At 63.3% G+C, this 24,788-nt stretch carries 21 protein-coding genes; 5 read left to right on the top strand and 16 right to left on the bottom strand.

The genetic code is table 11. The annotated features are described in order from the left end of the window. Positions 1 to 182: 182 nt before the first annotated feature. Positions 183 to 2,261: an excinuclease ABC subunit UvrB gene (gene uvrB, locus N4J17_RS00325; protein WP_232470368.1), complete on the bottom strand. Its 2,079-nt coding sequence runs from the start codon at positions 2,259 to 2,261 to the stop codon at positions 183 to 185. Positions 2,262 to 2,446: 185 nt separating this feature from the next. On the opposite strand from uvrB, the gene N4J17_RS00330 reads away from it, so the two are divergent. Further along, complete coding sequence (locus N4J17_RS00330) at positions 2,447 to 3,628, top strand: pyridoxal phosphate-dependent aminotransferase (RefSeq protein WP_198322477.1); 1,182 nt, start codon at positions 2,447 to 2,449, stop codon at positions 3,626 to 3,628. Positions 3,629 to 3,678: 50 nt separating this feature from the next. On the opposite strand, the gene galU is transcribed toward N4J17_RS00330, so the two are convergent. The 8 genes from galU to tsaB all read right to left on the bottom strand — a co-directional run bounded on the left by galU (position 3,679) and on the right by tsaB (position 9,570). Next, positions 3,679 to 4,557, bottom strand: coding sequence for a UTP--glucose-1-phosphate uridylyltransferase GalU (gene galU / locus N4J17_RS00335; RefSeq protein ID WP_198322476.1), 879 nt, complete (start codon positions 4,555 to 4,557; stop codon positions 3,679 to 3,681). 6 nt (positions 4,558 to 4,563) lie between these two features. Further along, entirely contained in the window at positions 4,564 to 5,175 is a 612-nt protein-coding gene (cysC, locus tag N4J17_RS00340; protein ID WP_198322475.1) for an adenylyl-sulfate kinase, read from the bottom strand. Positions 5,176 to 5,250: 75 nt separating this feature from the next. Then, positions 5,251 to 6,111: a 23S rRNA pseudouridine(2605) synthase RluB gene (rluB, locus tag N4J17_RS00345; RefSeq protein ID WP_338457619.1), complete on the bottom strand. Its 861-nt coding sequence runs from the start codon at positions 6,109 to 6,111 to the stop codon at positions 5,251 to 5,253. Further along, the gene (gene scpB, locus N4J17_RS00350; protein WP_198322473.1) at positions 6,098 to 6,694 is read right to left on the bottom strand and encodes an SMC-Scp complex subunit ScpB; all 597 of its coding nucleotides are present in this window, start codon (positions 6,692 to 6,694) and stop codon (positions 6,098 to 6,100) included. Before scpB ends, rluB begins: the two co-directional genes overlap by 14 nt. A 1-nt stretch (position 6,695) precedes the next feature. Next, complete coding sequence (locus N4J17_RS00355; RefSeq protein WP_198322472.1) at positions 6,696 to 7,511, bottom strand: segregation and condensation protein A; 816 nt, start codon at positions 7,509 to 7,511, stop codon at positions 6,696 to 6,698. Next, positions 7,508 to 8,173 carry a site-2 protease family protein gene (locus N4J17_RS00360; protein ID WP_198322471.1) on the bottom strand — a complete coding sequence of 222 codons (666 nt, stop codon included), beginning with the start codon at positions 8,171 to 8,173 and terminating at the stop codon, positions 7,508 to 7,510. Before N4J17_RS00360 ends, N4J17_RS00355 begins: the two co-directional genes overlap by 4 nt. A 39-nt stretch (positions 8,174 to 8,212) precedes the next feature. Further along, complete coding sequence (locus tag N4J17_RS00365) at positions 8,213 to 8,836, bottom strand: L-threonylcarbamoyladenylate synthase (RefSeq protein ID WP_198322470.1); 624 nt, start codon at positions 8,834 to 8,836, stop codon at positions 8,213 to 8,215. Between the two features lie 50 nt (positions 8,837 to 8,886). Beyond that, the gene (gene tsaB / locus N4J17_RS00370; protein ID WP_198322469.1) at positions 8,887 to 9,570 is read right to left on the bottom strand and encodes a tRNA (adenosine(37)-N6)-threonylcarbamoyltransferase complex dimerization subunit type 1 TsaB; all 684 of its coding nucleotides are present in this window, start codon (positions 9,568 to 9,570) and stop codon (positions 8,887 to 8,889) included. Between the two features lie 138 nt (positions 9,571 to 9,708). Here tsaB and N4J17_RS00375 point away from each other — a divergent pair, with 138 nt between their 5' ends. Both N4J17_RS00375 and N4J17_RS00380 read left to right on the top strand, forming a co-directional pair. Continuing rightward, positions 9,709 to 10,455 carry a HesA/MoeB/ThiF family protein gene (locus N4J17_RS00375; protein ID WP_198322468.1) on the top strand — a complete coding sequence of 249 codons (747 nt, stop codon included), beginning with the start codon at positions 9,709 to 9,711 and terminating at the stop codon, positions 10,453 to 10,455. 22 nt (positions 10,456 to 10,477) lie between these two features. Then, positions 10,478 to 11,536, top strand: coding sequence for a PA0069 family radical SAM protein (locus tag N4J17_RS00380; protein WP_198322467.1), 1,059 nt, complete (start codon positions 10,478 to 10,480; stop codon positions 11,534 to 11,536). A 13-nt stretch (positions 11,537 to 11,549) separates the two neighbouring features. On the opposite strand, the gene N4J17_RS00385 is transcribed toward N4J17_RS00380, so the two are convergent. The 6 genes from N4J17_RS00385 to kdpF all read right to left on the bottom strand — a co-directional run bounded on the left by N4J17_RS00385 (position 11,550) and on the right by kdpF (position 19,885). Continuing rightward, the gene (locus tag N4J17_RS00385; RefSeq protein WP_198322466.1) at positions 11,550 to 12,245 is read right to left on the bottom strand and encodes a response regulator; all 696 of its coding nucleotides are present in this window, start codon (positions 12,243 to 12,245) and stop codon (positions 11,550 to 11,552) included. A gap of 3 nt (positions 12,246 to 12,248) precedes the next feature. After that, positions 12,249 to 14,981 (bottom strand): sensor histidine kinase, encoded by a 2,733-nt coding sequence (locus N4J17_RS00390; protein ID WP_198322465.1) that lies wholly within the window; start codon positions 14,979 to 14,981, stop codon positions 12,249 to 12,251. Positions 14,982 to 15,339: 358 nt separating this feature from the next. Continuing rightward, the gene (kdpC, locus tag N4J17_RS00395; protein WP_198322464.1) at positions 15,340 to 15,909 is read right to left on the bottom strand and encodes a potassium-transporting ATPase subunit KdpC; all 570 of its coding nucleotides are present in this window, start codon (positions 15,907 to 15,909) and stop codon (positions 15,340 to 15,342) included. Between the two features lie 14 nt (positions 15,910 to 15,923). Beyond that, positions 15,924 to 17,996: a potassium-transporting ATPase subunit KdpB gene (gene kdpB, locus N4J17_RS00400; RefSeq protein ID WP_198322463.1), complete on the bottom strand. Its 2,073-nt coding sequence runs from the start codon at positions 17,994 to 17,996 to the stop codon at positions 15,924 to 15,926. A gap of 12 nt (positions 17,997 to 18,008) precedes the next feature. Beyond that, a complete protein-coding gene (gene kdpA, locus N4J17_RS00405) occupies positions 18,009 to 19,796 on the bottom strand; it encodes a potassium-transporting ATPase subunit KdpA (protein WP_198322462.1) in 1,788 nt (595 codons plus the stop codon). Beyond that, a complete protein-coding gene (gene kdpF, locus N4J17_RS00410; protein ID WP_198322461.1) occupies positions 19,796 to 19,885 on the bottom strand; it encodes a K(+)-transporting ATPase subunit F in 90 nt (29 codons plus the stop codon). Before kdpF ends, kdpA begins: the two co-directional genes overlap by 1 nt. A 679-nt stretch (positions 19,886 to 20,564) precedes the next feature. On the opposite strand from kdpF, the gene N4J17_RS00415 reads away from it, so the two are divergent. Next, positions 20,565 to 21,386, top strand: a complete 822-nt coding sequence (locus N4J17_RS00415) for a DUF4239 domain-containing protein (RefSeq protein WP_255527225.1) — start codon at positions 20,565 to 20,567, stop codon at positions 21,384 to 21,386. Positions 21,387 to 21,513: 127 nt separating this feature from the next. Next, positions 21,514 to 23,187: a formate--tetrahydrofolate ligase gene (locus N4J17_RS00420; RefSeq protein WP_198322459.1), complete on the top strand. Its 1,674-nt coding sequence runs from the start codon at positions 21,514 to 21,516 to the stop codon at positions 23,185 to 23,187. 27 nt (positions 23,188 to 23,214) lie between these two features. Here N4J17_RS00420 and N4J17_RS00425 read toward each other — a convergent pair whose 3' ends face one another. Then, entirely contained in the window at positions 23,215 to 24,066 is an 852-nt protein-coding gene (locus N4J17_RS00425) for an acid phosphatase (protein WP_232470367.1), read from the bottom strand. Positions 24,067 to 24,788: the final 722 nt, after the last annotated feature.

A 24,788-nucleotide genomic window follows, 5' to 3' on the forward strand; every position in this document is an offset into this window, starting at 1 on the left:
GCCCGCATCCTCGGCCTTGGGCACCCCCGTGAGTGAGCGTCCTGCTTGCGGCTCTCGGCATCGAAAGCCTCCGTCGGTTTGGCTGTCGAGTTCCAGACGACCACGCGTTATGCCATCTTCCCCTTCAGTTCCGATCCCGGCCGGCGCTTCCGCGTTCCGGCTGAACGGACGCAGAGCAAGCTTCACGCCATCAGTGCGCTCTCCCGAATCCGCTGGATCTCGTCGCGCAGCCTGGCAGCCTCCTCAAACTCCAGGTTGCGGGCATGCGCGTACATCTTTTCTTCGAGCTGCTTGATGAGTCTGGCCGCATCCACCGGCCGGGTTGCCTTGTACCCAGAACTGGGTTCTGCGGCGCGGGCCGCCTGCTTTCGCGACCCCGCGACGCCCCCCGGAATGGGCACCTCCAGGATGTCCGTCACGGACTTGGTGATGCCCCTGGGAGTAAGTCCATGCGTTTCGTTGTAGGCGACCTGTTTGGCACGGCGGCGCTCGGTTTCACCGATGGCCTGCTGCATCGACTGCGTCACCTTGTCGGCATACAGGATCGCCTTGCCGTGCAGGTTGCGGGCGGCCCGGCCGATGGTCTGGATCAGCGACACCACCGAGCGCAGGAACCCTTCCTTGTCGGCGTCGAGGATGGCCACGAGCGATACTTCCGGAATGTCGAGACCTTCGCGCAGCAGATTGATGCCTACCAGGACGTCGAACCTGCCGAGCCGGAGGTCGCGGATGATTTCCACCCGCTCCACGGTGTCCACGTCGGAGTGCAGATAGCGCACGGCTACGTCGTGTTCCATCAGGTACTCAGTGAGGTCCTCGGCCATGCGCTTGGTCAGGGTGGTCACCAGCACGCGTTCGCCCCTCTGCACCCGGAGGCGGATCTCCGACAACAGATCGTCGACCTGGGTCGAGGCGGGGCGGACCTCAACTTCCGGATCGACCAAGCCGGTGGGACGCACGACCTGTTCCACCACCGCCCCGGAGTGAGCCCGCTCATAGGGGCCCGGCGTCGCCGAGACATAGATGCGCTGCGGCGCCCTCGCCTCGAATTCCTCGAATTTGAGCGGCCGGTTGTCGAGAGCCGACGGTAGCCTGAAGCCATACTCCACCAGCGTTTCCTTGCGGGAGCGATCGCCGCGGTACATCGCGCCGATCTGCGGCACGGTGACATGGCTCTCGTCGATCACGATCAGCGCATCGTCCGGCAAGTAATCGAACAGAGTCGGCGGCGGTTCGCCCGGCGCCCGGCCCGACAGGAAACGCGAGTAGTTCTCGATGCCTGAGCAATAGCCGACCTCCAGGATGATTTCGATGTCGAACAGGGTCCGCTGTTCGAGACGTTGGGCTTCCACCAGCTTGTGCTGGCTGCGGAGATGCTCCAACCGGTCCTTGAGTTCGATCTTGATCTCTTCCACCGCCTGCAGCAGCTTTTCCCGCGGGGTGACGTAATGGGTCTTGGGGTAGACGGTATAGCGGGCAATGCGGGAAATGACCTCGCCGGTCAAGGGATCGAACAGCGACAGCCGCTCGATCTCGTCGTCGAACAGCTCGACCCGCAGCGCCTCCTTCTCCGACTCGGCCGGGTAGATGTCGATCACGTCGCCCCGCACCCGGTAGGTGCCGCGCCGCAGCTCGGCTTCGTTGCGGGTGTACTGGAGCTCGGCCAGACGCCGGACCAGACTGCGCTGGTCGATCATGTCGCCGCGCACCAGGTGCAGCACCATTTCGAAATACGAAGCCGGCTCGCCCAGGCCGTAGATGGAGGACACGGTGGCGACGATGATGGTGTCATGCCGCTCGATCAGCGCCTTGGTCGCCGACAGCCGCATCTGCTCGATGTGCTCGTTCAGCGAGGAGTCCTTTTCGATGTAGGTGTCGGAAGCAGGCACATAGGCTTCCGGCTGGTAGTAATCGTAATATGAAACGAAGTATTCCACCGCGTTCTCAGGGAAAAATTCCTTCATCTCGCCGTAGAGCTGAGCCGCCAGCGTCTTGTTGGGTGCCAGGATCAGGGTCGGACGCTGCACCTGGGCGATCACGTTGCCGATGGTGAAGGTCTTGCCCGAGCCGGTCACACCGAGCAGCGTCTGGTGCAGCTCGCCGTCGTTCAGGCCCTCGACGAGGCGACGTATGGCCTCCGGCTGATCGCCGGCCGGCGCATAGCCGCTCCTCAGTAAGAACGGCTTGGATTTCTGGCCGCGCGGCAGCTTCAAGTTTTGCTCGACCGGTTGGGCCAGGCAATGGCCGCTTCCAGGCAACATGGCGTATTCAACCCTCCGGGAAAAAAGTCACTGACAGGGGAATTTCAAGGATATCCGAAGCCAGTGGAATGGGGCGAAGCGGAAGACCCTCTGGATAATGACAAATTTTCCGCCCCCGGAGTTCAAGGAAAGCCGGCTAACCGGTAACATAACACCTCGATTCTTCCAGCCAATCCGCGAAACTGATGAGCATACAACTTTCCGACCGCGTCCAGTCCATCAAACCGTCCCCGACTCTCGCCGTCACCGCCCGCGCCGCGGCGATGCGCGCCGCTGGCAAGGACATCGTGGGACTGGGCGCCGGCGAACCGGACTTCGACACGCCGAACCATATCAAACAGGCGGCCATCCAGGCCATCGAAAAGGGCTTCACCAAATATACGGCGGTCGATGGAACGCCCGGTCTCAAACAGGCGATCCAGGCGAAATTCAAACGCGAAAACGGGTTGGACTACACGCTCAAGCAGATCCTGGTGTCCTGCGGCGGCAAGCAGAGTTTCTACAATCTGGCCCAGGCCCTGCTCAACCCCGGCGACGAGGTCGTCATCCCGGCGCCTTACTGGGTGTCCTATCCGGACATGGTGCTGCTCGCCGGCGCCGTCCCTGTGATCGTCGAAGCCGGGCAACAGCAGTCCTTCAAGATCTCCCCCGCGCAACTGGAAGCCGCGCTGACGGCCAGAACCCGGCTGTTCGTGATCAACAGTCCATCCAACCCCACCGGCATGGCCTACACCGCGGACGAACTGGCCGGCCTCGGCGAGGTGCTGCGGCGGTTTTCCAAGGTCGTCATCGCCACCGACGATATGTACGAGCACATCCTCTGGGAAGGCAAATTCAGCAACATCCTGAACGTCTGCCCGGACCTGTACGACCGGACCGTGGTGCTGAACGGTGTGTCCAAAGCCTACTCCATGACCGGCTGGCGCATCGGCTATGCAGCGGGTCCCGAGCGTCTGATCGAAGCCATGACCAATATTCAGTCGCAGAGCACCTCCAATCCCACCTCGATCTCGCAGGTCGCAGCGGAAACCGCGCTCAACGGCGAGCAGAGCTTCATCGCCAGCATGGTGAAGGCTTTCAAGGAAAGGCACGACTTCGTGGTCGACAGACTGAACGCCATTCCCGGCGTCGACTGTCTGAAAACCCACGGCACGTTCTATGTCCTGCCGAACGTGCAGGCGGCAGCGACCAAACTGAACCTGCCTGATGATCTGGCGCTATCCGAATACCTGATCGAACAGGGCGGCGTGGCGGTGGTACCGGGTTCGGCCTTCGGCGCACCGGGCCACATCCGTCTCTCCATCGCCACCAGCATGGCCAATCTGGAAAAGGCCATGGAACGCCTGGCGGCCACCCTGTCCCGCTGAACGAGAGACATTGCCAGGGAGGACTTCCCCGGCAATGCCCGCTGCGGCGCTTAGAGCTGCAGGCTCCGCAGATAAGCCTCGAAGCCGGCCCGCAGTTCGGGATGCTGCAAGCCCTGCTCCACCGTGGCGATGAGATAGCCCAGCTTCGAGCCGCAGTCGTAGCGCCTGCCGTTGAATTCGTAGCCCAGCACCGTCTGCTCGTTGAGCAGCATGGCGATGGCATCGGTGAGCTGGATTTCGCCGCCGGCGCCGCGCGAGACATTGGCCAGCTTGTCGAAGATCGCCGGCGTGAGGATGTAACGTCCCACCACGGCCTGGTTCGACGGTGCGTTCTCGGGCCGCGGCTTTTCCACGATCGCTTCGACCTTGTCCAGCCCGGCTTCGATCGGGCTGGTCTTCACGATGCCGTAGCTATGGGTTTCACTGGGATCGATCCGCTCGATGCCCAGCACCGAGCACTGCCATTTGTCGAACACCCTGACCATCTGTGACAAGCAGCCGCCGTGGTTGCTGCCGTCGATCAGATCATCGGCGAGCAGCACCGCAAACGGCTGATTGCCGATGACCGCCTTGGCGCAGTTGACGGCGTGACCCAAGCCCAAGGCTTCGGCCTGGCGGATATAGATGCAGGTGACGTGCGGCGGAATGATGCTCCGGACGATGTTCAGGATGTCGTCCTTGCCTCGCGCCGCCAGTTCGGTCTCGAGCTCATAGGCCTTGTCGAAATGGTCCATGATCGCATTCTTGCTGCGGCCGGTGATGAAGACCATCTCGTCGATGCCTGCCGCCACGGCTTCTTCCACCGCGTATTGGATCAACGGCTTGTCCACCACCGGCAGCATTTCCTTCGGGCTGGCCTTGGTGGCGGGCAGGAAGCGGGTCCCCAACCCCGCGACCGGGAAAACGGCTTTTCTGATGACTTTTGCCATGTTGTCCTACCTTGTCGTTTTCAGGTTGATCTTTCCATTCTTCTCAAGATATTCGAGAATTCGCCGGGCACAATCGTCCAGGCTATCCTGCCCTGTCCGCACCGTAATCTCAGGATCGAGCGGCTTTTCGTAAGGTGACGAAATCCCGGTGAACTCCGGTATCTCACCAGCCCTCGCCTTGCGGTACAGCCCCTTCACGTCGCGCTGCTCGCAGACTTCGAGCGGGGCGTCGCAGAAGATTTCGACGAAGTCACCGGGCTCCACCAGCGTCCGGACCAGGTCGCGGTCACGGCGGAAGGGCGAGATGAAGGCGGTCAGAGCGATCACGCCGGCATCTACGAACAGCTTGCTCATTTCACCGATGCGGCGGATGTTCTCGCGCCTGTCCTCGGCGCTGAACCCCAGATCCGAGCACAACCCGTGGCGAACATTGTCACCGTCGAAGACGTAAGTTCTGCAGCCTTGCTCGAACAGAAGCTGCTCGACCCGGTGCGCGAGGGTCGATTTACCGGCGCCGGAGAGCCCGGTGAACCAGAGTATGAAGCTCTTGTGGCCGTTCTGCCGTTCGCGCTGACCGCGGACTACGGTGGATTGATGCCAAACGATATGGGTGTTCATCGAATACGTCCTTCTCCCGAATCCAGAGTGCTCTCCTCGCCGGCTCGGCAGCGCTGCGGCCGCATCATACCGGCTTCACGACTTCCCCAAAAGCTGGCTCCGGCGGGTGCGCGACCCCTCTTCCCGGCCCCGCGCTTGGCGACCGCAGCGGTGTTTCGGCGGTGTTTCCGACGGCAGTCCCACCGAACGCAGCAGACCGTCCAGAGCCTCCCCTTCCAGCTCCACCGAGGCGCCGGCGCGCAACCGCGGCGGCAGGACGATGTCACCGTAGCGTACCCGGATGAGGCGGCTCACCACCAGGTTTTGCGACTCCCACAGGCGCCGAACCAGCCGGTTGCGCCCCTCCCGGACCACCACATGGAACCAGCGGTTGGCGCCTTCGCCCCCTCCCTCGGTGACCGATTCGAAACGCGCCGGACCGTCTTCGAGCTGAACCCCGTTGATCAACCTTTCGATGACAGCCCCGCTGACCGTCCCCAGGATGCGGACGGCATACTCGCGCTCGACCGCGCGGGAAGGGTGCATCAGACGATGGGCCAGCTCACCATTGTTGGTCACGAGGATCAGCCCCTGGGTATTCACGTCGAGACGGCCGACCGCGACCCAGCGACCCAGTTCCAGCCGCGGCAATTGCGAGAAGATCACCGGACGGCCTTCCGGATCGCGCCGGCTGACCAGTTCACCCACCGGCTTGTGGTACAGCAGCACCCGGGTGAGAGCCTGCAGGCGCTTTTCGAGGTTGATCAGACGGCCGTTCAGCATGACCTGGTCACCCTTGCGGTAGCGGTCACCGAGATGGGCCGGTCGGCGGTTGAGGAAGACCTTGCCGTCACGGATCCAGCCTTCGATCTCCCGCCGGGAGCCGAAACCGGCATGCGCCAGTGCCTTCTGGATACGCTCGCCTTCGCCGGCCCCGGCCGGCTCAGGCTGCGGCACCGGGCGGTTCCTCGGGCGGATGGGTTGGGTCGGTTTGCGCGGCGGCAAAGACATCGGCTGACTCCGGTGATGCGGCGAATTCCGGCAGCGCCGGCAAATCCGCCAGGGATTCGAGATTGAAATAATCGAGGAACTGGGGCGTGGTGGCAAACAGCGCCGGGCGGCCAGGAACGTCGCGATGACCGACCACGGTCACCCATTCCCGCTCGGTGAGCGTCCGGATGATACCGGAACCGACCGCGACGCCACGAATCTCTTCGATCTGACCACGTGTCACCGGCTGCCGGTAGGCGATGATCGCCAGCGTCTCCAGCAGGGCGCGGGAGTAGCGGCCCGGCCGTTCCTCGAACAGCCTGGAGATCCATGGCGCGTAGGCGACGCGTACCTGAAACCGATAGCCGCTCGCCACCTTGCGAAGCTCCAGCGGCCGCTCCGAGTATTCTTCCGCCAGGGACTCCAGCGCCTGCCTGATTTCTTCGGCGTCAGGACGCTCGTCATCGCCGAACAAGGCTTCCAGCTCGGCGACGGAAAGCGGCCTGTGCGCCGCGAACAGCGCCGCCTCGATGATCGCCTTGAGATCCACGTCAGTCACCTCCAGCGACGGCCAGAGCCCGCACCCGCACCGCGCCGAGGGGCTCGTCCTGGATGATTTCGATCAACCGTTCCTTGCTCAGCTCCAGCACGGCCAGCAGCGACACCACCGCGCCGGGACGCCCCTCGTGCGAGGGGAACAAGGTTTCGAAAGCCAGCGTCGCATTGCCCGCCAGACGCTCGAGGATCATGCTCATGCGTTCGCGCACCGACAGTGCTTCCCGGCGAATGTGATGATGGCGGGTGTGGTTCAGGCGCTTGAGGACGTCCTGGAATGCCGACAGGAGATCGTTCATGGCGATGCTCGGATAGACCTTCGGCACCGGAATGTCGTCGCTCCCCGCCCCGGCTTCGAACAGGTCGCGCTCCAGCCGAGGAAGCCGGTCCAGCCGTTCCGCCGCGGCCTTAAAACGCTCATATTCCTGCAGGCGCCGCACGAGTTCGGCGCGCGGATCCTCTTCCTCGGCTTCCGTCTCCTTCGGCCGGGGCAGCAGCACCCTGGACTTGATCTCGGCCAGGATCGCAGCCATCAACAGGTACTCCGCCGCCAGTTCTATTCGCAGGCTGTCCATCATCTCGATGTAACCGATGTACTGGCGGGAGATCTCGGCGATCGGGATGTCGAGGATGTCTAAATTCTGCTTGCGGATCAGATACAGCAGCAGATCGAGTGGACCTTCGAAGGTTTCGAGAAAGATTTCCAGCGCATCCGGCGGAATGTACAGATCCTCCGGCAGCTGGCTAACCGGCGCACCCTTGACCAGTGCGACCGGCTCCAAAGCTTCCGCAGCGGGCGCCGTCCCGGTCATGCGCCTCCGGCCAGACCGACAACGGTGTAGATCAGATGCTGGACCAGCAGCAGCGGCCCCACCATGATTCGCCCGAGTATGTCCGTATAGATCAGGATCAGCAGGATCCAGAAGCCGTAGGGCTCGATCCGGCCATATTGGATCGCCGCCCGCAGCGGCAAGAGGGTGGAGACGACCCGGCTGCCGTCCAGCGGCGGAATAGGCAACAGATTCAGCACCATCAGCACACTGTTGATGGTAACCCCGGCCTTCCCCATCAAGCCGAGGGGCAGCGCCACATAATCCAGACTTTCTGGCAGCTCGGTGGCCAGCCGCAACAGGATCGCCCACCCCAGGGCCATCACCAGGTTGGCGCCGGGTCCGGCGACCGCCACCAACGCCATATCACGGCGCGGATGGCGCAGCCGCCCCCAGTCCACCGGCACCGGCTTGGCCCAACCGAAGATGAAGCCGCCGAAGGCCAGCAACAAACCTGGTACCAGGAGGGTGCCGACCGGATCGATGTGTCGCAGTGGGTTCAGCGAAAGCCGGCCAAGACTCTTGGCGGTGTTGTCGCCCAGCCTGCTGGCGGCCCAGCCATGCGCCACCTCATGGAGGGTGATCGCGAACAACACCGGCAACAGCCAGACACTGAAACGCTGAACCAAAGTAAGATCATCCATCGTGTGATCAGACCCGAAAGTGAAGAAGGGATGAGAAGTCTAGGTGCGCAGGAAGCCGATGCTGCCCCGGCCCTGGCGAACGATGACCGGGAGCTCGCCGGTCAGATCGACGATCGTGGTCTCCGCGAAGGGTACGACTCCCGCAGCGAGGATCAGTTCTACCCGCGATCCCACCCGCTCGCGGATGTCCTCGGGATCGGCGAGTCCTTCGGTCTCCCCGGGCAGGATCAGGGTCGAACTGAACAAGGGCTCGCCCAGTTCGGCCACCAGCAGTTGCGAAACCGCATTGTCGGGCAAGCGAATCCCAATGGTCTTGCGCTTGGGATGCTGGAGGCGACGCGGCACCTCGCGCGTGGCCTGCAGCAGAAAAGTGTAGGGCCCTGGTGTCAAAGTCTTGATCAGACGGAAAGCCTCGTTGTTGATCCGGGCGAAAGCCGATACCTGGGAAAGATCGTGGCAGATCAGCGTGAAGTTGTGTTCCGCATCCAGCTGGCGGATGGTGCGGATACGCTCCAGAGCGTCCTTGCGGTCCATCTGGCAGCCGAAGGCATAGGACGAATCGGTCGGATAGACGATCAGCCCCCCCTGGCGGACGATCTCCGCAGCCTGGCGGATCAGGCGCTGCTGCGGCGTGTGGGGATGCACCTCGAAATATTGTGCCATGCGGTTAGTGTACTACAGGAGCCGCGTCAGCCGATACGCGGCTTCCCGGTTCAAGGCTTCGGCTTTCTGGCGACATCGTCGCGGAGGTAAACCGGCAACGCCTGCTCCGCCGGTACGCATCCTCCCAGTGCATGGGTCCTGGCACCCAGGCGGACGACCGCCGCGGCACGGGGAAACCGCCCGCTCAAGACCGAGGCCAGGCGTCCGCCGGCCAGGCTGCTCAGGTCGGACTGGTAGGTGGCCCAGCCGCTGCCGATCGCGATGCCGGCAGCCCCCGGCGAAAAATCCGCTTGGCCCGGTGCCAGGACACGCTCCTGCCCCAACAATACGGGATAGCCTTCCGCGTCCCGGCGGTACACGGCGAAATAGACCTCGGCCATGCGCGCGTCGATGCACGGAAAAGCGTATTCGCAGCCCGTCTCGGTGATCGCCTCGTCCGCCAGGGCGGCCAGGGTGGAGACCGGAGCCACCGGGAGATCCAGCGCGAAGGCAATGCCTTGCGCCACGCCGGCGGCGATGCGGACGCCCGTGAACGAACCCGGCCCGCGCCCGAAAGCCACGGCATCCACCCCCCCGAGCGCGATGCCGGCTTCCGCGAGCAGCGATTCCAGCATGGGCAGGATCAGCCGGTTGTGCTCCCTGGGCGCCACCTGGTAGCGCTCCAGGACGGCGCCGTCAAGGTAGAGCGCGGCCGAGCAGGCTTCGGTCGCGGTTTCGATGGCGAGTAAGATCATGACTTCGATACTTTGACTTTACTGCGGTGACGGCCTGCCAGTGTAACCCACCGGAACGATCGGGTTGGAATCGACCTCACGACATCGCCAGGCGCCGCAGCCGCTATAATCACGGAAGTCGCGACAAGCCGAATCTCGATGGACGACGCTCAACTCCTCCGCTACAGCCGCCAGATCATGCTTCCCGAGGTCGACGCCGAAGGCCAGGACCGGCTGCTTGGCGCCAGCGCACTCATCATCGGTCTGGGCGGACTCGGCTCGCCGGCCGCCATGTATTTGGCCGCAGCCGGTGTAGGCAGGCTGGTCGTGAGCGATTTCGATACGGTCGATCTCTCCAACCTCCAGCGCCAGATTGCTTTCGACACCGCGGACATCGGCCGGGGCAAGGCCGAAGCCTGCACCGACCGGCTCCGGCGGATGAACCCCCAGGTGCGGATCGAGCCGATTGCCGAACGCCTTTCCGCGTCGGCCCTCGAAGCATGGGCGGGCGCGGTCGATGTGGTCCTGGACTGCTCCGATAACTTCGCCACCCGCTTTGCCGTCAACGCGGCCTGTGTCACGACCCGTACCCCCCTGGTATCGGGTGCCGCGATCCGCTTCGAGGGGCAACTCGCCGTATTCACGCCGGGCATTGGGGAAAGCCCGTGCTACAACTGCCTCTATCCCCAAGGCGGCGAACTGGACGCAAGCTGCGCCCGCAACGGCATCGTCGCGGCGCTGCCCGGGATCATTGGCAGCATGCAGGCCCTGGAAGCCATCAAACTGCTTTTGGGCCTTCCCAGCGTTCGCAACGACCGCCTCGTGGTGTTCGACGCGCTGCGGCTGGAATGGCATGAAGTCAGGCTGGGGCGGAATCCTTCCTGCCCGACCTGCGGCCGGCGGTGAACCGTAACGGAGTGCGTGGTCCATGAAACCCGGCACTCCGCGCCACGGCCGCGGCGCCGTCAGCAACGAGACTTCCCGTTTCTCCGCGACGACCCGGGAAGCGGTGGACGACGGCTGGTTTCCGGAAGAGCCCTTGATGCTGGCGACTGAAGTCGCCACCGAACACGCGCGTTCCATCATCACCCGCAACCAGTCGCCGGACATCCCTTTCGACCAATCGGTGAACCCCTACCGCGGCTGCGAACATGGCTGCATCTATTGCTACGCCCGGCCCAGCCACGCCTATATGGGGCTGTCGCCGGGGCTGGATTTCGAAACCCGGCTGTTCGCCAAGCCCGATGCACCGGCCCTGCTCGAAAAAGAGCTGGCCCATCCGGGGTACCGGTGCTCGCCCCTCGCCCTGGGCGCCAACACCGATCCCTACCAACCCATCGAGCGTGAATGGCGAATCACCCGGCAGGTTCTGGAAGTCCTGCAGCGCTCCCGCCATCCGGTGACGATCACCACCAAATCCGCCTTGATCGAGCGTGATCTGGACATCCTCGGCGAGATGGCGACAGCGGGGCTGGCCAACGTGCAGATCTCCATCACCACGCTGGATAAGGCGCTGGCGCTGAAACTCGAACCGCGCGCCTCGGCCCCGCACCGGCGGCTGGTGACGGTCGCGCGCCTCGCTGCAGCCGGGGTGCCGGTGAAGGTGATGATCGCACCGGTCATTCCCTGGCTCACCGACAGTGAGATGGAACGCATCGTGGAGCAGGCGGCCGAGCAGGGAGCGGTGTCCGCCGGCTACATCCTGCTGCGGCTGCCGCGGGAGGTCGAATCCCTGTTCGCGGAATGGCTGGATGCGCACTACCCGCTGAAAGCCGCCCACACCCTCAGCCTGGTCGCATTCGCCCACGGCGGCAGGATTTACGACTCCGGCTTCGGCCGGCGCCAGGTCGGCAGCGGCGACTATGCGGCACTCCTCGCCCGCCGCTTCCACCTGGCCCGCAAACGCCGGGGTCTGGCTGCAGAATTGCCCGGCCTGCTCAGCACGCTTTTCACGCCGCCGGGACAACGGCAACTGGAACTGTTTTAGAGCTTCACTTTTTTCAGATTTTCAGGCGATATCCCACCCCCGACTCCGTCAGCAGATATTCCGGCCTGGCCGGATCGGCTTCGAGTTTTCGCCGAAGCTGGCTCATGTAAATGCGGAGGTAATGCGAGTCCTCGACATGCGATGGTCCCCAGACCTCCACCAGCAACTGGCGGTGGGTCAGCACCTTGCCCGCGTGGCGCGCCAGGGCGGCGAGCAGACGGTATTCAGTGGGGGTCAGGCGTATCTCCCGCTCGCCGACGGTCACGGTGCGCCGAAGCAGGTCGATCCGCAATCCGCCGCTGGCATACCCATCGTTCGCGGAATTCGCGGCGCCCGCTGCCGAATGCCGGAGAGCCACACGGATTCTGGCGATGAGTTCACCAATGCCGAACGGCTTGGTCAGGTAGTCGTCGGCACCGGCATCCAGGGCTTCGATCTTGTGCTCTTCCGTGCTGCGGGCCGAGAGCACGATGATCGGCTGTAGCGTCCATTCCCGCAGCGCCTTGACGACCTCGACGCCGTCCATGTCGGGCAGACCGAGGTCGAGAATGACGACCTCCGGCCGGCGCAGTCCGGCCTCGATGATGCCACGGCTGCCGGTATCGGCTTCGAACACCTGAAAACCGTGGCTGCGCAGGCTGGTGCGCAGGAAGCGCCGCATCTGCGGATCGTCCTCGATGACTAAGACGACGGGATGAGGTCCGGACATGGTTTATTCGGCCGGCTCGGCTTCCGGTTCGATCTGCGGTGGCGACTCCCGCAGCGGCAGAACGATCGTGAACACCGCTCCGCCTCCGGTCCGGTTCCTGGCGCGGATGTAACCGCCATGCGCTTCCACGATGGCCCGGCAGATGGCGAGTCCCAGACCGACACCGCTTTGCGGGCCTTCGCGGTGGACCCGGTGGAATTTTTCGAAGATCAGCTCCTCCTGACCTTTGGGAATGCCCGGTCCGCGGTCGGACACTGTGATGGTCATCGTGAACGGCGTGGCCTCGGCGGCAATCTCGATGGGGCTGTTCTCCGGCGTGTAGCGAATGGCATTCTCCAGCAGGTTGGCCAGCACCTGCTCCAGCATTACCGAATCCACGTAGACGAATGGGGCGTCCCGTGGCAGACGTACCGTCACCGAACGCCGTTCAAGCTGCTTCTGCAGGCGCGTCAGCACGGTGCCGACGATTTCCTCCAGGATGTGCCACTGCAGGTGGAGCTTGACCACCCCTGCGTCGAACCAGGCCATGTCCAGGATGTTGTTCACCAGGCTGGCCATGCGGCGGGCCTCGTCGTAAATCGCCCGGCAGAGCTCCCGCCGGTCTTCCGGCTCCAGGGCGTAGTCACCTTCGACCAGGGTGCTCGCCGAACCCACGATCGTCGCGAGCGGGGTGCGCAGATCGTGGGAGATCGAGCTGAGCAGGGAATTGCGCAGGCGCTCGGACTCCATCCGCACCTGGTTGATGCGGGCCTGTTCGGCGAGTCGGACCCGCTCGATCGCCTGCACGATCAGGTTCACGAAGGTCTGCAGGAGCTTTTGCTGCTCCGGCAGGAAAACCCGGCGCAGGTTGACCGGCTTCATGACCAGCACGCCGATGGTCTTTTCCGCGCCGGTCAAGGGGATGTACACGCCGCCGGCGGCCGGCAGCGTATTGGTACCCTGGCCGGCCATTTCGTTGTGATCGAATACCCATTGGGCCACGCTCATGTCGATGCCCGGCAAGAAATCCTCGGCAAGCGGGGAAACCGGATAGCCGATCCTTCCGCTTTCGTCCGGGAACAGTAGCACGGCGCGTCCGCCGAATTCGGTTTCGATCTGACGTACCGCGATCTGGACGATCTCGGCCTCGCTCCGGCTCGCTGCCAGCTCCTTGCTCATGGCGTACAGAACGGTCGCCCGGCGCTCCCGGTGAGCAGCCACCTTGGCCTGAGAGCGGACGTTCGCCATCAGGTTGGCGGTCACCAGGGCGACGCTGAGCATGACGGCGAAGGTAAACAGATACTGGGTATCGGCCACCGAAAAGGTGTAATACGGCACCACGAAGAAGAAATCGAAGGCGAGGACGCCCAGTATGGAAGCCAGAATGGACGGCCCGCGCCCATAACGGGTCGCCACGAAGATGACGCCGAGCAGATACACCATCACGAGGTTGGTCGGCTCGAACCGGCCGAACATCGCCTTCGCCGCCAGCGTACACAGGAACGTCACTGCCGCCGCGCCCAGATAACCCCGGTATGCCGCCACACCGCCCCGGTCCGGTTGGGCGCTCAGCCCCGGCAGCGGCGCCGGCGGCGATTCCTTGCCACGGTCTTCGCCCGGCGGACTGCCCAGCAGGTAGATGCTGATGTTGTGGGCCTCGGCGATGATCGTGTCCACCACCGAGCCCAGCAGCCAGCGCTTCCAGCCGCGCCGCTGGGGTTTGCCCATGACGATCTTGGTGACGTTGCGTGTCTTGGCGAGATCGATGATGGCCTCGCTCATGTCCGGCGCACTCACGGTGACGGTCTCGGCGCCGAGCTGCTCCGCCAGCCGCAGCATCCGCAGCACCGCGTCGCGCCGCTCCGCCGGGAGCCGTTGCAGCGCCGGGGTCTCCACGTAGACCACGAGCCATTCCGCCTTGAGGCTGGCCGCCAGCCGCTTGCCGGCGCGGATCAGCCGTTCCGCCATCGGATTCGGGCCGATGCACACCAGGATACGCTCGCCGACCTGCCAGATCTCCCGGATGGTGTGATCCTCGCGGTAGTCCTGCATCTGGGCATCGACACGAGCCGCGGTTTGGCGCAAAGCCAGTTCGCGCAGCGCGATGAGGTTGCCTTTGCGAAAGAAGTTCTCCGCTGCCAGCTCCGCCTGCTGGGGGACGTAAACCTTGCCTTCTTTGAGACGAACCAGCAGTTCGTCCGGGGGCAAATCGATCAGTTCGACTTCGTCCGCGGCCTCGAACACCGTGTCCGGCACGGTTTCCCACACCCGGATGCCGGCAATCTGGCCGACGTCGTCGTTGAGGCTCTCCAGATGCTGGACGTTGAGGGTGGTATAGACGTCGATCCCGGCGCGCAGCAGCTCTTCCACGTCCTGCCAACGCTTGGGATGGCGGGAGCCGGCGGCGTTGGTATGCGCCAGTTCGTCGACCAGAATCACCGAAGGCCGACGTTTGAGCGCACCGTCGAGATCGAACTCGCCGACCACCGTGCCGTGGTATTCGACCGTCCGCAGCGGCAGCACCTCCAGCCCTTCGAGGAGTGCCGCGGTCTCCTTGCGACCGTGGGTTTCCACCACTCCGACCACGACGTCGACACCCTCGGCGCGGCGCTCCCGGGCCGCCTGCAGCATCGCATAGGTTTTGCCCACCCCCGCCGCCGCGCCGAAGAAAATTTTCAACCGGCCCCGCCGCGCCCTGGCCTGCTCGCGCTCGACCCTGGCCAGCAGGGCATCAGGGTCGGGACGCTCGGCGGCCATGGGTGACACTACCCTCTCTGTCCGCCGATGGGCCCTGGTCCGGGCCAGCCCCAGGCCACAGCTATCCCCATGCAGTGCCATCCTGTCTCACCATCTCTCTGCTCCTGCCGGGGCGATGCAGCCCACGACCCTAGAAGAAGCCGTCGCGGATCCACCGGTCAGGTCGCACGCCCAGTCGAATGTAATCACTGTACCTCCTTCCACAGGCTCATCCGCCACATCAGAAGCATGGCCGGAATTGCCACCGACGCAACCCCGTAGCGCGAGCTTAAGTTGGATCGAAGCGGTCGTGGTCGGCACTTCCACGCTCACCCCAACCGCATAGGCCGATTCTCCTGCCGTGCCTGCTCTTCCGTCATCAGAGGGCATCCAGTGCCAGGTTGAGTCTGAGAATATTGACCCGCGGCTCCCCTAGGAACCCGAACTGGCGGCCTTCGGTGTGCCGGCCCACCAGTTCCTTGAGCACCGATTCTGACAGGTTGCGCAGCCGTGCTACGCGGGCCACCTGGTAGGCTGCAGCGGCCGGACTGATGTGGGGATCCAGACCGCTGCCTGAGGCGGTGACCAGGTCGACCGGCACTGGCGCAAGATTGCCGGGATCGGCCTCTTTCAACGCTTGGACTCTGGCCTTGATCGCGTCGATCAACGCCGGATTCGTGGGCCCTTGGTTTGATCCGCTGGATGCCGCCGCGTTATAGGCATGCGGCGCGGTCGCGGATGGGCGGCCCCAGAAATATTTGGGATCGCTGAACGGCTGGCCGATGAGTTCTGAACCCGTAAGCTTGCCGTCCTTTTCGATCAGGCTGCCGTTGGCCTGATGGGGAAACAGCAGTTGCCCCAAATGGGTCACCAGCACCGGGTAAGCGATGCCAGTAATCGCGGTCCATACCAGAAGCATGAGCAGAGCGGGTTTGAAGTGCGTAGTCATGATTTAGCTATCCTTCAGACGAGATCCAGGGCGACGAGCAACAAGTCGATCAGCTTGATGCCGACAAAGGGCACGATCAGGCCGCCGACGCCATAGAGCAGCAAATTGTTGCGCAGCAACACCGATGCGCCCACCGGCTTGTAGCTCACCCCTTTCAGCGCCAGTGGGATGAGTGCAACGATGATGAGGGCGTTGAAGATCACCGCCGACAGAATGGCGCTGGCATGCGTCGCCAGCCCCATGATGTTGAGCGCATTCAGCGCCGGATAAGTGGTCGCGAATGCCGCCGGGATGATGGCGAAGTACTTCGCGACGTCGTTGGCGATGCTGAAGGTGGTCAAGGCACCACGGGTCATCAGCATCTGTTTGCCGGTTTCCACGATTTCGATGAGCTTGGTGGGATTGGAATCCAGGTCCACCATGTTGCCGGCTTCCTTGGCGGCCTGGGTGCCCGTGTTCATGGCCACGGCCACGTCGGCCTGCGCCAGCGCCGGTGCGTCGTTGGTGCCATCCCCGGTCATCGCCACCAGCCGGCCTTCAGCCTGGTAAGCGCGGATCAGTTTGAGCTTGGCCTCGGGCGTCGCTTCCGCCAGGAAATCGTCCACCCCCGCTTCGGCAGCGATGGCGGCCGCGGTCAGGGGGTTGTCGCCGGTGATCATGACGGTCTTGATTCCCATACGGCGCATTTCCGCGAACCGCTCCTTGATCCCGCCCTTGACGATGTCCTTCAGCTCGATCACCCCCAACACGCCGCCATTTTCGGCCACTACCAGCGGCGTGCTGCCGCGGCGCGCCACGTCATGGACCAGCTTCTGCGCTTCCTCGGGGAAACTGCCGCCTTGCGCCTCCACATAGGCGCGGATGGCATCGGCCGCCCCTTTCCGGATCTGGCGCCCTTCCAGGTTGACGCCGCTCATCCGCGTCTGGGCGCTGAAGTGAACGAAGGTCGCTCCCAGGGAGCGCACATCGCGCTCCCTGAGTCCGTACTTCTGCTTGGCCAGCACCACCACGCTGCGACCTTCTGGCGTCTCGTCAGCCAGAGAAGCCAGTTGCGCGGCGTCCGCCAGTGTCCGCTCGCCGATACCGTGCAACGGCAGAAAAGCAGAGGCCTGGCGGTTGCCCAAGGTGATGGTGCCGGTCTTGTCGAGCAGCAACACGTCCACGTCCCCTGCCGCCTCCACCGCCCGGCCGGAGGTGGCGATGACGTTCTTGCGCATCATCCGGCCGATGCCGGCGACACCGATCGCGGACAACAGGCCGCCGATGGTGGTGGGAATCAGGCACACCAGGAGCGCCACCAGCACGGTGACCGTGATGGGCCGGCCCTCCCCGGCCGTTTCCACGCTATAGATCGAAAACGGCAAGAGGGTCACGGTCGCCAACAGGAAGATCAGGGTGAGCGCCACCAGCAGGATGGTCAGAGCGATCTCGTTCGGCGTCTTCCGGCGCCTGGCGCCTTCCACCATGGCGATCATGCGGTCGAGGAACGCCTCGCCCGGGTTGACCGTGATCCGCACCACTAGCCAGTCCGAGAGCACCCGGGTACCGCCGGTCACCGAACTGAAATCGCCGCCGGATTCGCGGATCACGGGCGCACTCTCGCCCGTGATGGCGCTTTCGTTGACCGAAGCCACCCCTTCGATCACTTCGCCGTCGGCGGGGATGATATCGCCGGCTTCGATCAGCACCACATCGCCGCGGCGCAGACTCGATCCCGCCACCTTGCTGTAATTGGAGCCATAGCGTGGCTCGTCCAGCTTTTTCGCCATGACCTCGCGCTTGCTACGCCGGAGCGTGGCGGCCTGGGCCTTGGCCCGCCCTTCCGCCACCGCCTCGGCGAAATTGGCAAAAAGGACGGTGAACCACAGCCAGAGTGTGATCGCCAGGACGAACCCCGCAGATTCCTCGCCCCCTCCAGTAAGCGACTGGAAATACAACATGGTGGTCAAGAGACTGCCGATGTAGACGACGAAAATCACCGGATTCTTCAATTGCCTCTGCGGCGCCAGCTTCCGGAAGGACTCCAGCAAAGCCTCTGCAACGATCCTGCGGTCGACCAAGCCTTGTCTCACGGTTTGATGAGTCATGAACTATTCCTCCTATTTCGCGCCGATCATTGTGAGGTGTTCGACGATGGGGCCCAGTGCCAGCGCCGGTATGAAAGTCAGCGCGCCGACGATAATGACCACGCTGACTAGAAGCCCCACGAACATCGACGTATGGGTCGGCAAGGTGCCCGCGCCCGGCGGCACATATTTCTTGGCGGCCAGCGCCCCGGCAATCGCCAACACGGGCACCGCCACCCAGTAGCGCGAGAACCACATCGCCAGGCCTAGCATGGTGTTATAGAAGGGCGTATTGGCCGACAGTCCGCCGAAGGCGCTGCCGTTGTTGTTGCCGGCGGACGAGAAGGCGTAGAGGATCTCGCTGAAACCATGGGCTCCGGGATTGGCGACAGAAGCCTTGCCGACATCCACCGCCACGGCGATGGCCGCCCCACCCAGAACCACCACAGGCGGCACCAGGATGACGATGGCGGCCATCTTCATTTCGTAGGCATCGATCTTCTTGCCCAGGTATTCGGGAGTGCGGCCGATCATGAGGCCGGCGACGAACACCGCCACGATGGCGAACACGAGCATCCCGTACAGCCCGGAACCCACGCCGCCGAACACGACCTCGCCCAACTGCATGAGCCACATCGGCACCAGGCCGCCTAAGGGCGTGAAAGAATCATGCATGGCGTTGACGGAGCCGTTGGACGCCGCCGTCGTAGCCGTCGCCCACAAGGCCGAGCTGACGATGCCGAAGCGGGTTTCCTTGCCCTCCATGTTGCCGCCGACGGGATCGACACCCAAGGCGGCGAAGGCGGGATTGCCGCTCTGTTCGCTGAACGCCGCAACAAAAACCAAAGGAACGAAGATGAGCGTCATGGCGGCGAGGATCGCCCAGCCCTGGCGGGTATCTCCGACCATCACCCCGAAGGTGTAACACAGTGCCCCGGATATCACGAGGATCGCCAGCATTTCCAGGAAGTTTGAAAACGGCGTCGGATTCTCGAACGGATGGGCCGAATTCACGTTGAAGAACCCACCGCCGTTGGTGCCGAGCTGCTTGATGGCGACCTGCGATGCCGCCGGCCCCAAAGCCAACGTTTGCTCGCTTACGGTGATCTTTTCGGTCACCGGATTGCCGCTTGCATCGACCACAGGCTGGCCCCTTTCATCCTGCTTCGGCCGATCGTAACGGGTGGTTTCGACCAGTGGAACGGTCCGGTAAGGACCGAAGGTCTGCACCACCCCCTGCCCAATCAGCAGCAAAGCCAGGACGAAAGACAAGGGCAGCAGGACATAGAGTGTGCTGCGGCTCATATCGACCCAGAAGTTGCCGATAGTGTCGGCGTTCTTGCGGACGAAGCCCCGGATCAGCGCCACCAGCACCGCCATGCCGCTGGCGGCCGACACGAAGTTCTGCACCGTCAGTCCCAGCATCTGGGTGAGATAGCTCATGGTCGTCTCGCCGCCATAGCCCTGCCAGTTGGTGTTGGTGGCGAAACTGATCGCGGTATTGAAGGCCGAATCCGGCGCAACCCCAGCCAGCCCCTGGGGGTTCAAAGGCAAGAATCCCTGGCACCGCTGGAGCACATAGACCGCCAAAACGCCCAGCAGGTTGAACACCAAGAAGGCGAAGGCATAGCCGGTCCAGCGCATTTCCGCGCGAGGATCGACCCCGGTGATGCGATAAATGAAGCGCTCGACCGGTGCCAGCAAGCGCACTGCCGCTGACCTCCCCTCGTACACCGCTGCCATGTAACTGCCGAGCGGCTTGGCCATGGCCAGCAGCACACCGACGTATACGCAGATTTGTAGCCAAGCGTTGGCCGTCATCAGAATTCCTCCGGAAAAAGGAGAGCGAACACCAGATACACGAAGATTCCCAGCGCGAGCACCGCGCCCAGCAAATGAATCCAGCTCATTCTTCCCCCTTCAGATTTGCCAGGCCATACACCAGGCCGATCGTCACGATGAACACGCCGGCCAACACGGCGAGATAGAAAACGTCCATAGCCTTGCCCCCTGGACAGTGGATTTTGGATGAGTAAGCCTAGCGGTTTCACGATAAAGATGCCCTAAAGATGGCCTACCAAAGCGTAAACGGCGCGTAAAAAGTAAAATGCCCCCAACGCGCTCGCCCCCCTGTGGGTGACAGCCGGTTCATAGCGGGAAAGGAGTCGGCAAAGTTTTGGCACCGCGCAGCCCGACCGAACTCGTGCGACGACGGACAAATATCCCGGATAAACTGGGCACGGCCTGAACGGCTCGGATGTATTCGAGGCCGTCCACGAATACCGGACACGGCGAGGTGCAGGAAGCAACCGATGGCAACAGACGAATGAAAGGCCCACCCGGACGATGACCGGCGGCAAGCGCCGTCAGCCAATGCGCCGCGGCGGTCGCGCCATCCGGTCTCGGGCTTATATGACCGGAAATTTTCCATCCCCAGCGCAAGGAAGAGTTCGAAAATGAAAACATGTGCAAGCTTTCCCGACGGGTCACGACCGGACTGCCAAGGAATGGCACTGGAGATAAGCGGCCTCCAATCCGCCCGTCACTGAAGGCCCATGATTCGTCAAAACCACCCGTAACGTTCGCCACATGAATTGGATATACGACCTGTCCTATCGGATATACGACATACCCAACTGGTTATTCGGCCTCATCACAATTTCCACATTCGTGCTCGTGGCCGCGTTGGGCCTTATCGTATCGAGACGGTGGACCGCCCGGATCTTTCGTCTGTCCGAAGGAACCAATAGCACAGTGAACGGCTTCCTCGCGGCCGTCGGAGTGATGTACAGCCTGTTGGCGGGGCTGGTCGCCGTGGGCACATGGCAAAACCAAGAGGCCGCCACGGCGACCGCCAGCAAGGAAGCCGAGCTGATCTTCGTGCTGTACCGGGATGTCTGCGCATTTCCTGAACCCCAACGGCACGAACTCCAAGACCGTCTGAAACAATACCTGCATTTCGTCATCGACGTTGCCTTTCCCGCCCACAGGCGGGGGGAAACAGCAAATGGCGGCACCCGTATCCTATCCGATTTCCAGGGAATCCTGACCGCTTATCAACCCGCCACGGCTAACCAACAGATCATGCTTTCGGAAGCCTTTACCGCCTTCAACAAGGTGGTCGAGGCCCGCCGCATGCGGATAAACGCCGTGGACGCCGGCATACCTTCGGTGTTCTGGACCGTGATCATGGCCGGCGCGGTATTTTCCATCATGCTGACATATATGTTCTGTTTGCCATCGCTCAAAACCCACCTGTTTTTCACGGGGATTTTCTCCCTGTTTCTGGGATTCGTGATATTCCTCATCGCTGCGTTGGACAATCCTTTCCGGGGGGACATAGGCGTCTCCCCTGCGGTCTACGTATCGGCGCTCGAGGGGCTGAAAGATCTCGATCCCTCCGGCCCTTGAGAGGCAGCGGATGCGCCGATCTGCGCGCCATCCCGCTTGCTGCCGGCCCCGCGCCAACTTGATAAGATGGCGCCCCGACTCAGGCCCGGAAGCGGCGGCCTGACCTGAACACGAACAAGAGGAACCGATGTCCGATATCGAAATCGCACAGTGTGCCCGGATGCTGCCCATCATCGACCTGGCCCGTGAAAAGCTGGGCATTCCCGCCGCCAGCCTCGACCCTTACGGGCACTACAAAGCCAAGGTAGCGCTCGACTATATCGATAGCCTGAAGGACCGACCCGACGGCAAACTGATCCTGGTCACTGCCATCAGCCCGACCCCGGCCGGTGAGGGCAAGACCACGACAACGGTGGGGCTGGGCGATGCGCTGAACCGGATCGGCAAGAAGACCGTGATTTGTCTGCGCGAACCCTCGCTCGGCCCCTGTTTCGGCGTCAAAGGCGGCGCGGCCGGCGGCGGCTATGCGCAGGTGGTCCCGATGGAGGACATCAACCTGCATTTCACCGGCGACTTCCATGCCGTCGGCGTCGCCCACAATCTGCTATCGGCCCTGATCGACAACCACATCAACCACGGCAACACACTCGCTATCGACCCGCGTCGCATCCAATGGAAGCGCGTAGTCGACATGAACGACCGCGCTTTGCGCAAGATAGTGGTGGGCATGGGCGGTACCGCCAACGGTTATCTGCGCGAGGACGGCTTCGACATCGTGGTGGCTTCGGAAGTCATGGCCATCCTGTGCCTGGCCACCGGCATGGCGGACCTGAAGGAGCGCTTAGGCCGCATCATCGTCGGTTACAAAAGCGACGGCAAAACCCCGGTCTATGCCCGTGACCTCAAGGCCCACGGCGCCATGGCCGCCCTGTTGAAGGACGCCATCAAACCCAACCTGGTGCAGACCCTGGAGAACAACCTGGCGATCATCCACGGCGGGCCGTTCGCCAATATCGCCCACGGCTGCAATACCGTCACCGCCACTAAAACGGCGTTGAAGCTGGCCGATTACGTGGTGACCGAAGCCGGCTTCGGCGCCGACCTGGGGGCCGAGAAGTTTATCGACATCAAGTGCCGCATGGCTGGACTCAACCCTGCCGCCGTGGTGCTGGTCGCCACGGTGCGTGCCTTGAAATTCCACGGCGGTGTTATCAAGGAAAATCTCAACCAGGAGAACCTCGCCGCGCTGGAAGCCGGCTTCGCCAACCTGGAACGGCATGTCCACAACATCCGCGAGCACTATGGCCTGCCCTGCGTGGTTTCGATCAACCATTTCAGTTTTGACAGCGAAGCCGAAATCGCTTGGCTGATGAAGCAATGCGAAGCGCTGGGCGTGAAGGCGGTTCTCGCCCGCCACTGGGCCGAGGGTGGCAAAGGCGCGGAAGAGCTGGCCAGGACGGTTGCCGGCATCGTCGACCACCAGCCGGGTCGGCATACCTTCGTCTACGGTGACGAAACCCCGCTGTGGAGCAAGATCGAAACCATCGCCACCAAGATCTATGGCGCCGCCGGCATCGACGCCGACGCCAAGGTCAAGGCCCAGCTCGAAGCGTGGAACACCGATTACGGGCATTACCCGGTGTGCATGGCCAAGACCCAGATGTCCTTTTCCACTGACCCCAACGCTAAAGGCGCGCCGACCGGCCACACCGTCGCCATCCGCGAAGTCCGCCTGGCCAACGGCGCCGGCTTCATCGTCGCCATCGCCGGCGATATGATGACCATGCCCGGTCTCCCCAAAGTTCCGGCGGCCGAGCACATCGATGTCGACGACAGTGGCCGGATCAGTGGGTTGTTCTGAGGGTGGAAGCACACCATATCAGACCGTTCACTGTGCCAACGACCGTTGCAGCGCCACAGCCGCGGCTTCGCTCCGGCAGGCGCGCAGCGGTTTCCGATCCTTGCGGCGCACCGCAGCGAGTTCGGCCTTTGCGGCCCTGAAGTCCGAAAGAAAGGCCGGGCTGGCATGCAGCTTGGCCACCGTGGCAGAGGCGATGTTACGCCCCTGAATCACGTCGCTGTACCAGTGCGCGTTGCAAACGACGCGGCTCAACCCGAACGCCTGGCCGCGGGCAAGGATTTCAGGGGTCCGCTCTGGTGAGAGCTCGGCGAGAATGAGTGCCCAGGCCATGCCGATCGCACTATGCGCCGAAGGGTACGACCCGCTCTCCTCCAGCCTGCCCTGCTCCGCCGGCGTGCAGATCGGTGCCTTGTTCGACAGGAATGGTCTCGGCCGCTGGTAGTAATTTCTGGCGGCGTAGGTCGAAAGCCCGGCATCGATCAACGATCGCCGCAGCAGCAGGTAAAGGTGCGGCGTATCCGCTTCCGTGATCGGCGCATTCAGCGCGCAGGAAAAGGTACCCGCCGCATGCGGGAACATCAGATAAGCGTCGGAAATCGCCAGCGTCCACGCCGGGGAATCGCGCAACGCCAAGCTCCTGCGGCTGTACTCCAAGTCGAGCGCAAGTGCTTCCGATCCTTCCGCAGGAGGCGGCGGAACCAGGGCGCGGCTGTCGGGAAGGGTACGAAACGGCAGATAACCCACGACCGCCGGCGGGCGGATTTCGGCTGCGACAGCGGCGTGCCGAAATGCCTGGTGTCGCGTGCAGCCTGCACAAAGAGCGGCATACACCAGCACAGCCCACGAAACACGCCAGCCAGGATGACTGACTCTGGTCATCGACAGCCCGCGCCCCCACTCGTTTCCGCTTGTCCCCAGCTAGTGTAAGCCCGGACCGCCCCGAGCGAGGTCAGATCTTATACGCGGCAACGCCGATGGCGTTGACCTCTGCCGGATTTATCGACCGATACGACCCTGCTGATCATAGCAAGAGGGCATCACATTGAGCGAAGCCCGCGCAGTCGCTTGCCGACAGGATGCGCAGGGAACGCTCAGCCAATCCAGTACCGGTACGATCGCGGTGTTACCAACAACGACGGCAAACCTGTAGCCGTGCCGGGCGATGGCAAACGTTTCGAACGTATTTCGCCGCATGCAGAACCGGATTGGCGCAACATTACCGACCAGCCCGTGCTTGGAACCTTGCCGGCCGGCTTCCAAGTTCTCCGGCGCCGATGACCTCGTCGCCGGACACCAGGAGTTGCTGGTGCTCCGCCAACGTCATCCTGCCGACCCCGGCGGGTCCTGTTCAAAACAGGCCGGAATTTGAGCTCGGGATGGTCGCTGGCCTATGCCGCGGCCGGCCGTTGTCCGGTACCTCGCATGGGATGGAACGAGGCATTTGTCGAGAGCCCGGAAGGGGTTCGACACCATCTGGACGGCGATCCGGGTCGATATCCCGGGCCGGCGTGATCCGCATCCGCACCACGCTGCCATGCAGACCCGCAGGACAGCATTTGCAGCCCGGGGAATCGGCTCGGCAGTCGAGATCGCCCCGAAAA

Origin of the sequence: Methylococcus capsulatus, assembly GCF_036864975.1 — a bacterium.
GTDB lineage: Bacteria > Pseudomonadota > Gammaproteobacteria > Methylococcales > Methylococcaceae > Methylococcus.

Excerpts from the sequence above, each read along its gene's own strand:
- uvrB (WP_232470368.1), bottom strand. The coding sequence starts at position 2,261 with ATGTTGCCTGGAAGCGGCCATTGCCTGGCCCAACCGGTCGAGCAAAAC.
- N4J17_RS00330 (WP_198322477.1), top strand. The coding sequence starts at position 2,447 with ATGAGCATACAACTTTCCGACCGCGTCCAGTCCATCAAACCGTCCCCG.
- galU (WP_198322476.1), bottom strand. The coding sequence starts at position 4,557 with ATGGCAAAAGTCATCAGAAAAGCCGTTTTCCCGGTCGCGGGGTTGGGG.
- cysC (WP_198322475.1), bottom strand. The coding sequence starts at position 5,175 with ATGAACACCCATATCGTTTGGCATCAATCCACCGTAGTCCGCGGTCAG.
- N4J17_RS00355 (WP_198322472.1), bottom strand. The coding sequence starts at position 7,511 with ATGACCGGGACGGCGCCCGCTGCGGAAGCTTTGGAGCCGGTCGCACTG.
- N4J17_RS00360 (WP_198322471.1), bottom strand. The coding sequence starts at position 8,173 with ATGGATGATCTTACTTTGGTTCAGCGTTTCAGTGTCTGGCTGTTGCCG.
- N4J17_RS00365 (WP_198322470.1), bottom strand. The coding sequence starts at position 8,836 with ATGGCACAATATTTCGAGGTGCATCCCCACACGCCGCAGCAGCGCCTG.
- tsaB (WP_198322469.1), bottom strand. The coding sequence starts at position 9,570 with ATGATCTTACTCGCCATCGAAACCGCGACCGAAGCCTGCTCGGCCGCG.
- N4J17_RS00375 (WP_198322468.1), top strand. The coding sequence starts at position 9,709 with ATGGACGACGCTCAACTCCTCCGCTACAGCCGCCAGATCATGCTTCCC.
- N4J17_RS00380 (WP_198322467.1), top strand. The coding sequence starts at position 10,478 with ATGAAACCCGGCACTCCGCGCCACGGCCGCGGCGCCGTCAGCAACGAG.
- N4J17_RS00385 (WP_198322466.1), bottom strand. The coding sequence starts at position 12,245 with ATGTCCGGACCTCATCCCGTCGTCTTAGTCATCGAGGACGATCCGCAG.
- N4J17_RS00390 (WP_198322465.1), bottom strand. The coding sequence starts at position 14,981 with ATGGCCGCCGAGCGTCCCGACCCTGATGCCCTGCTGGCCAGGGTCGAG.
- kdpC (WP_198322464.1), bottom strand. The coding sequence starts at position 15,909 with ATGACTACGCACTTCAAACCCGCTCTGCTCATGCTTCTGGTATGGACC.
- kdpB (WP_198322463.1), bottom strand. The coding sequence starts at position 17,996 with ATGACTCATCAAACCGTGAGACAAGGCTTGGTCGACCGCAGGATCGTT.
- kdpA (WP_198322462.1), bottom strand. The coding sequence starts at position 19,796 with ATGACGGCCAACGCTTGGCTACAAATCTGCGTATACGTCGGTGTGCTG.
- kdpF (WP_198322461.1), bottom strand. The coding sequence starts at position 19,885 with ATGAGCTGGATTCATTTGCTGGGCGCGGTGCTCGCGCTGGGAATCTTC.
- N4J17_RS00415 (WP_255527225.1), top strand. The coding sequence starts at position 20,565 with ATGAATTGGATATACGACCTGTCCTATCGGATATACGACATACCCAAC.
- N4J17_RS00420 (WP_198322459.1), top strand. The coding sequence starts at position 21,514 with ATGTCCGATATCGAAATCGCACAGTGTGCCCGGATGCTGCCCATCATC.
- N4J17_RS00425 (WP_232470367.1), bottom strand. The coding sequence starts at position 24,066 with ATGACCAGAGTCAGTCATCCTGGCTGGCGTGTTTCGTGGGCTGTGCTG.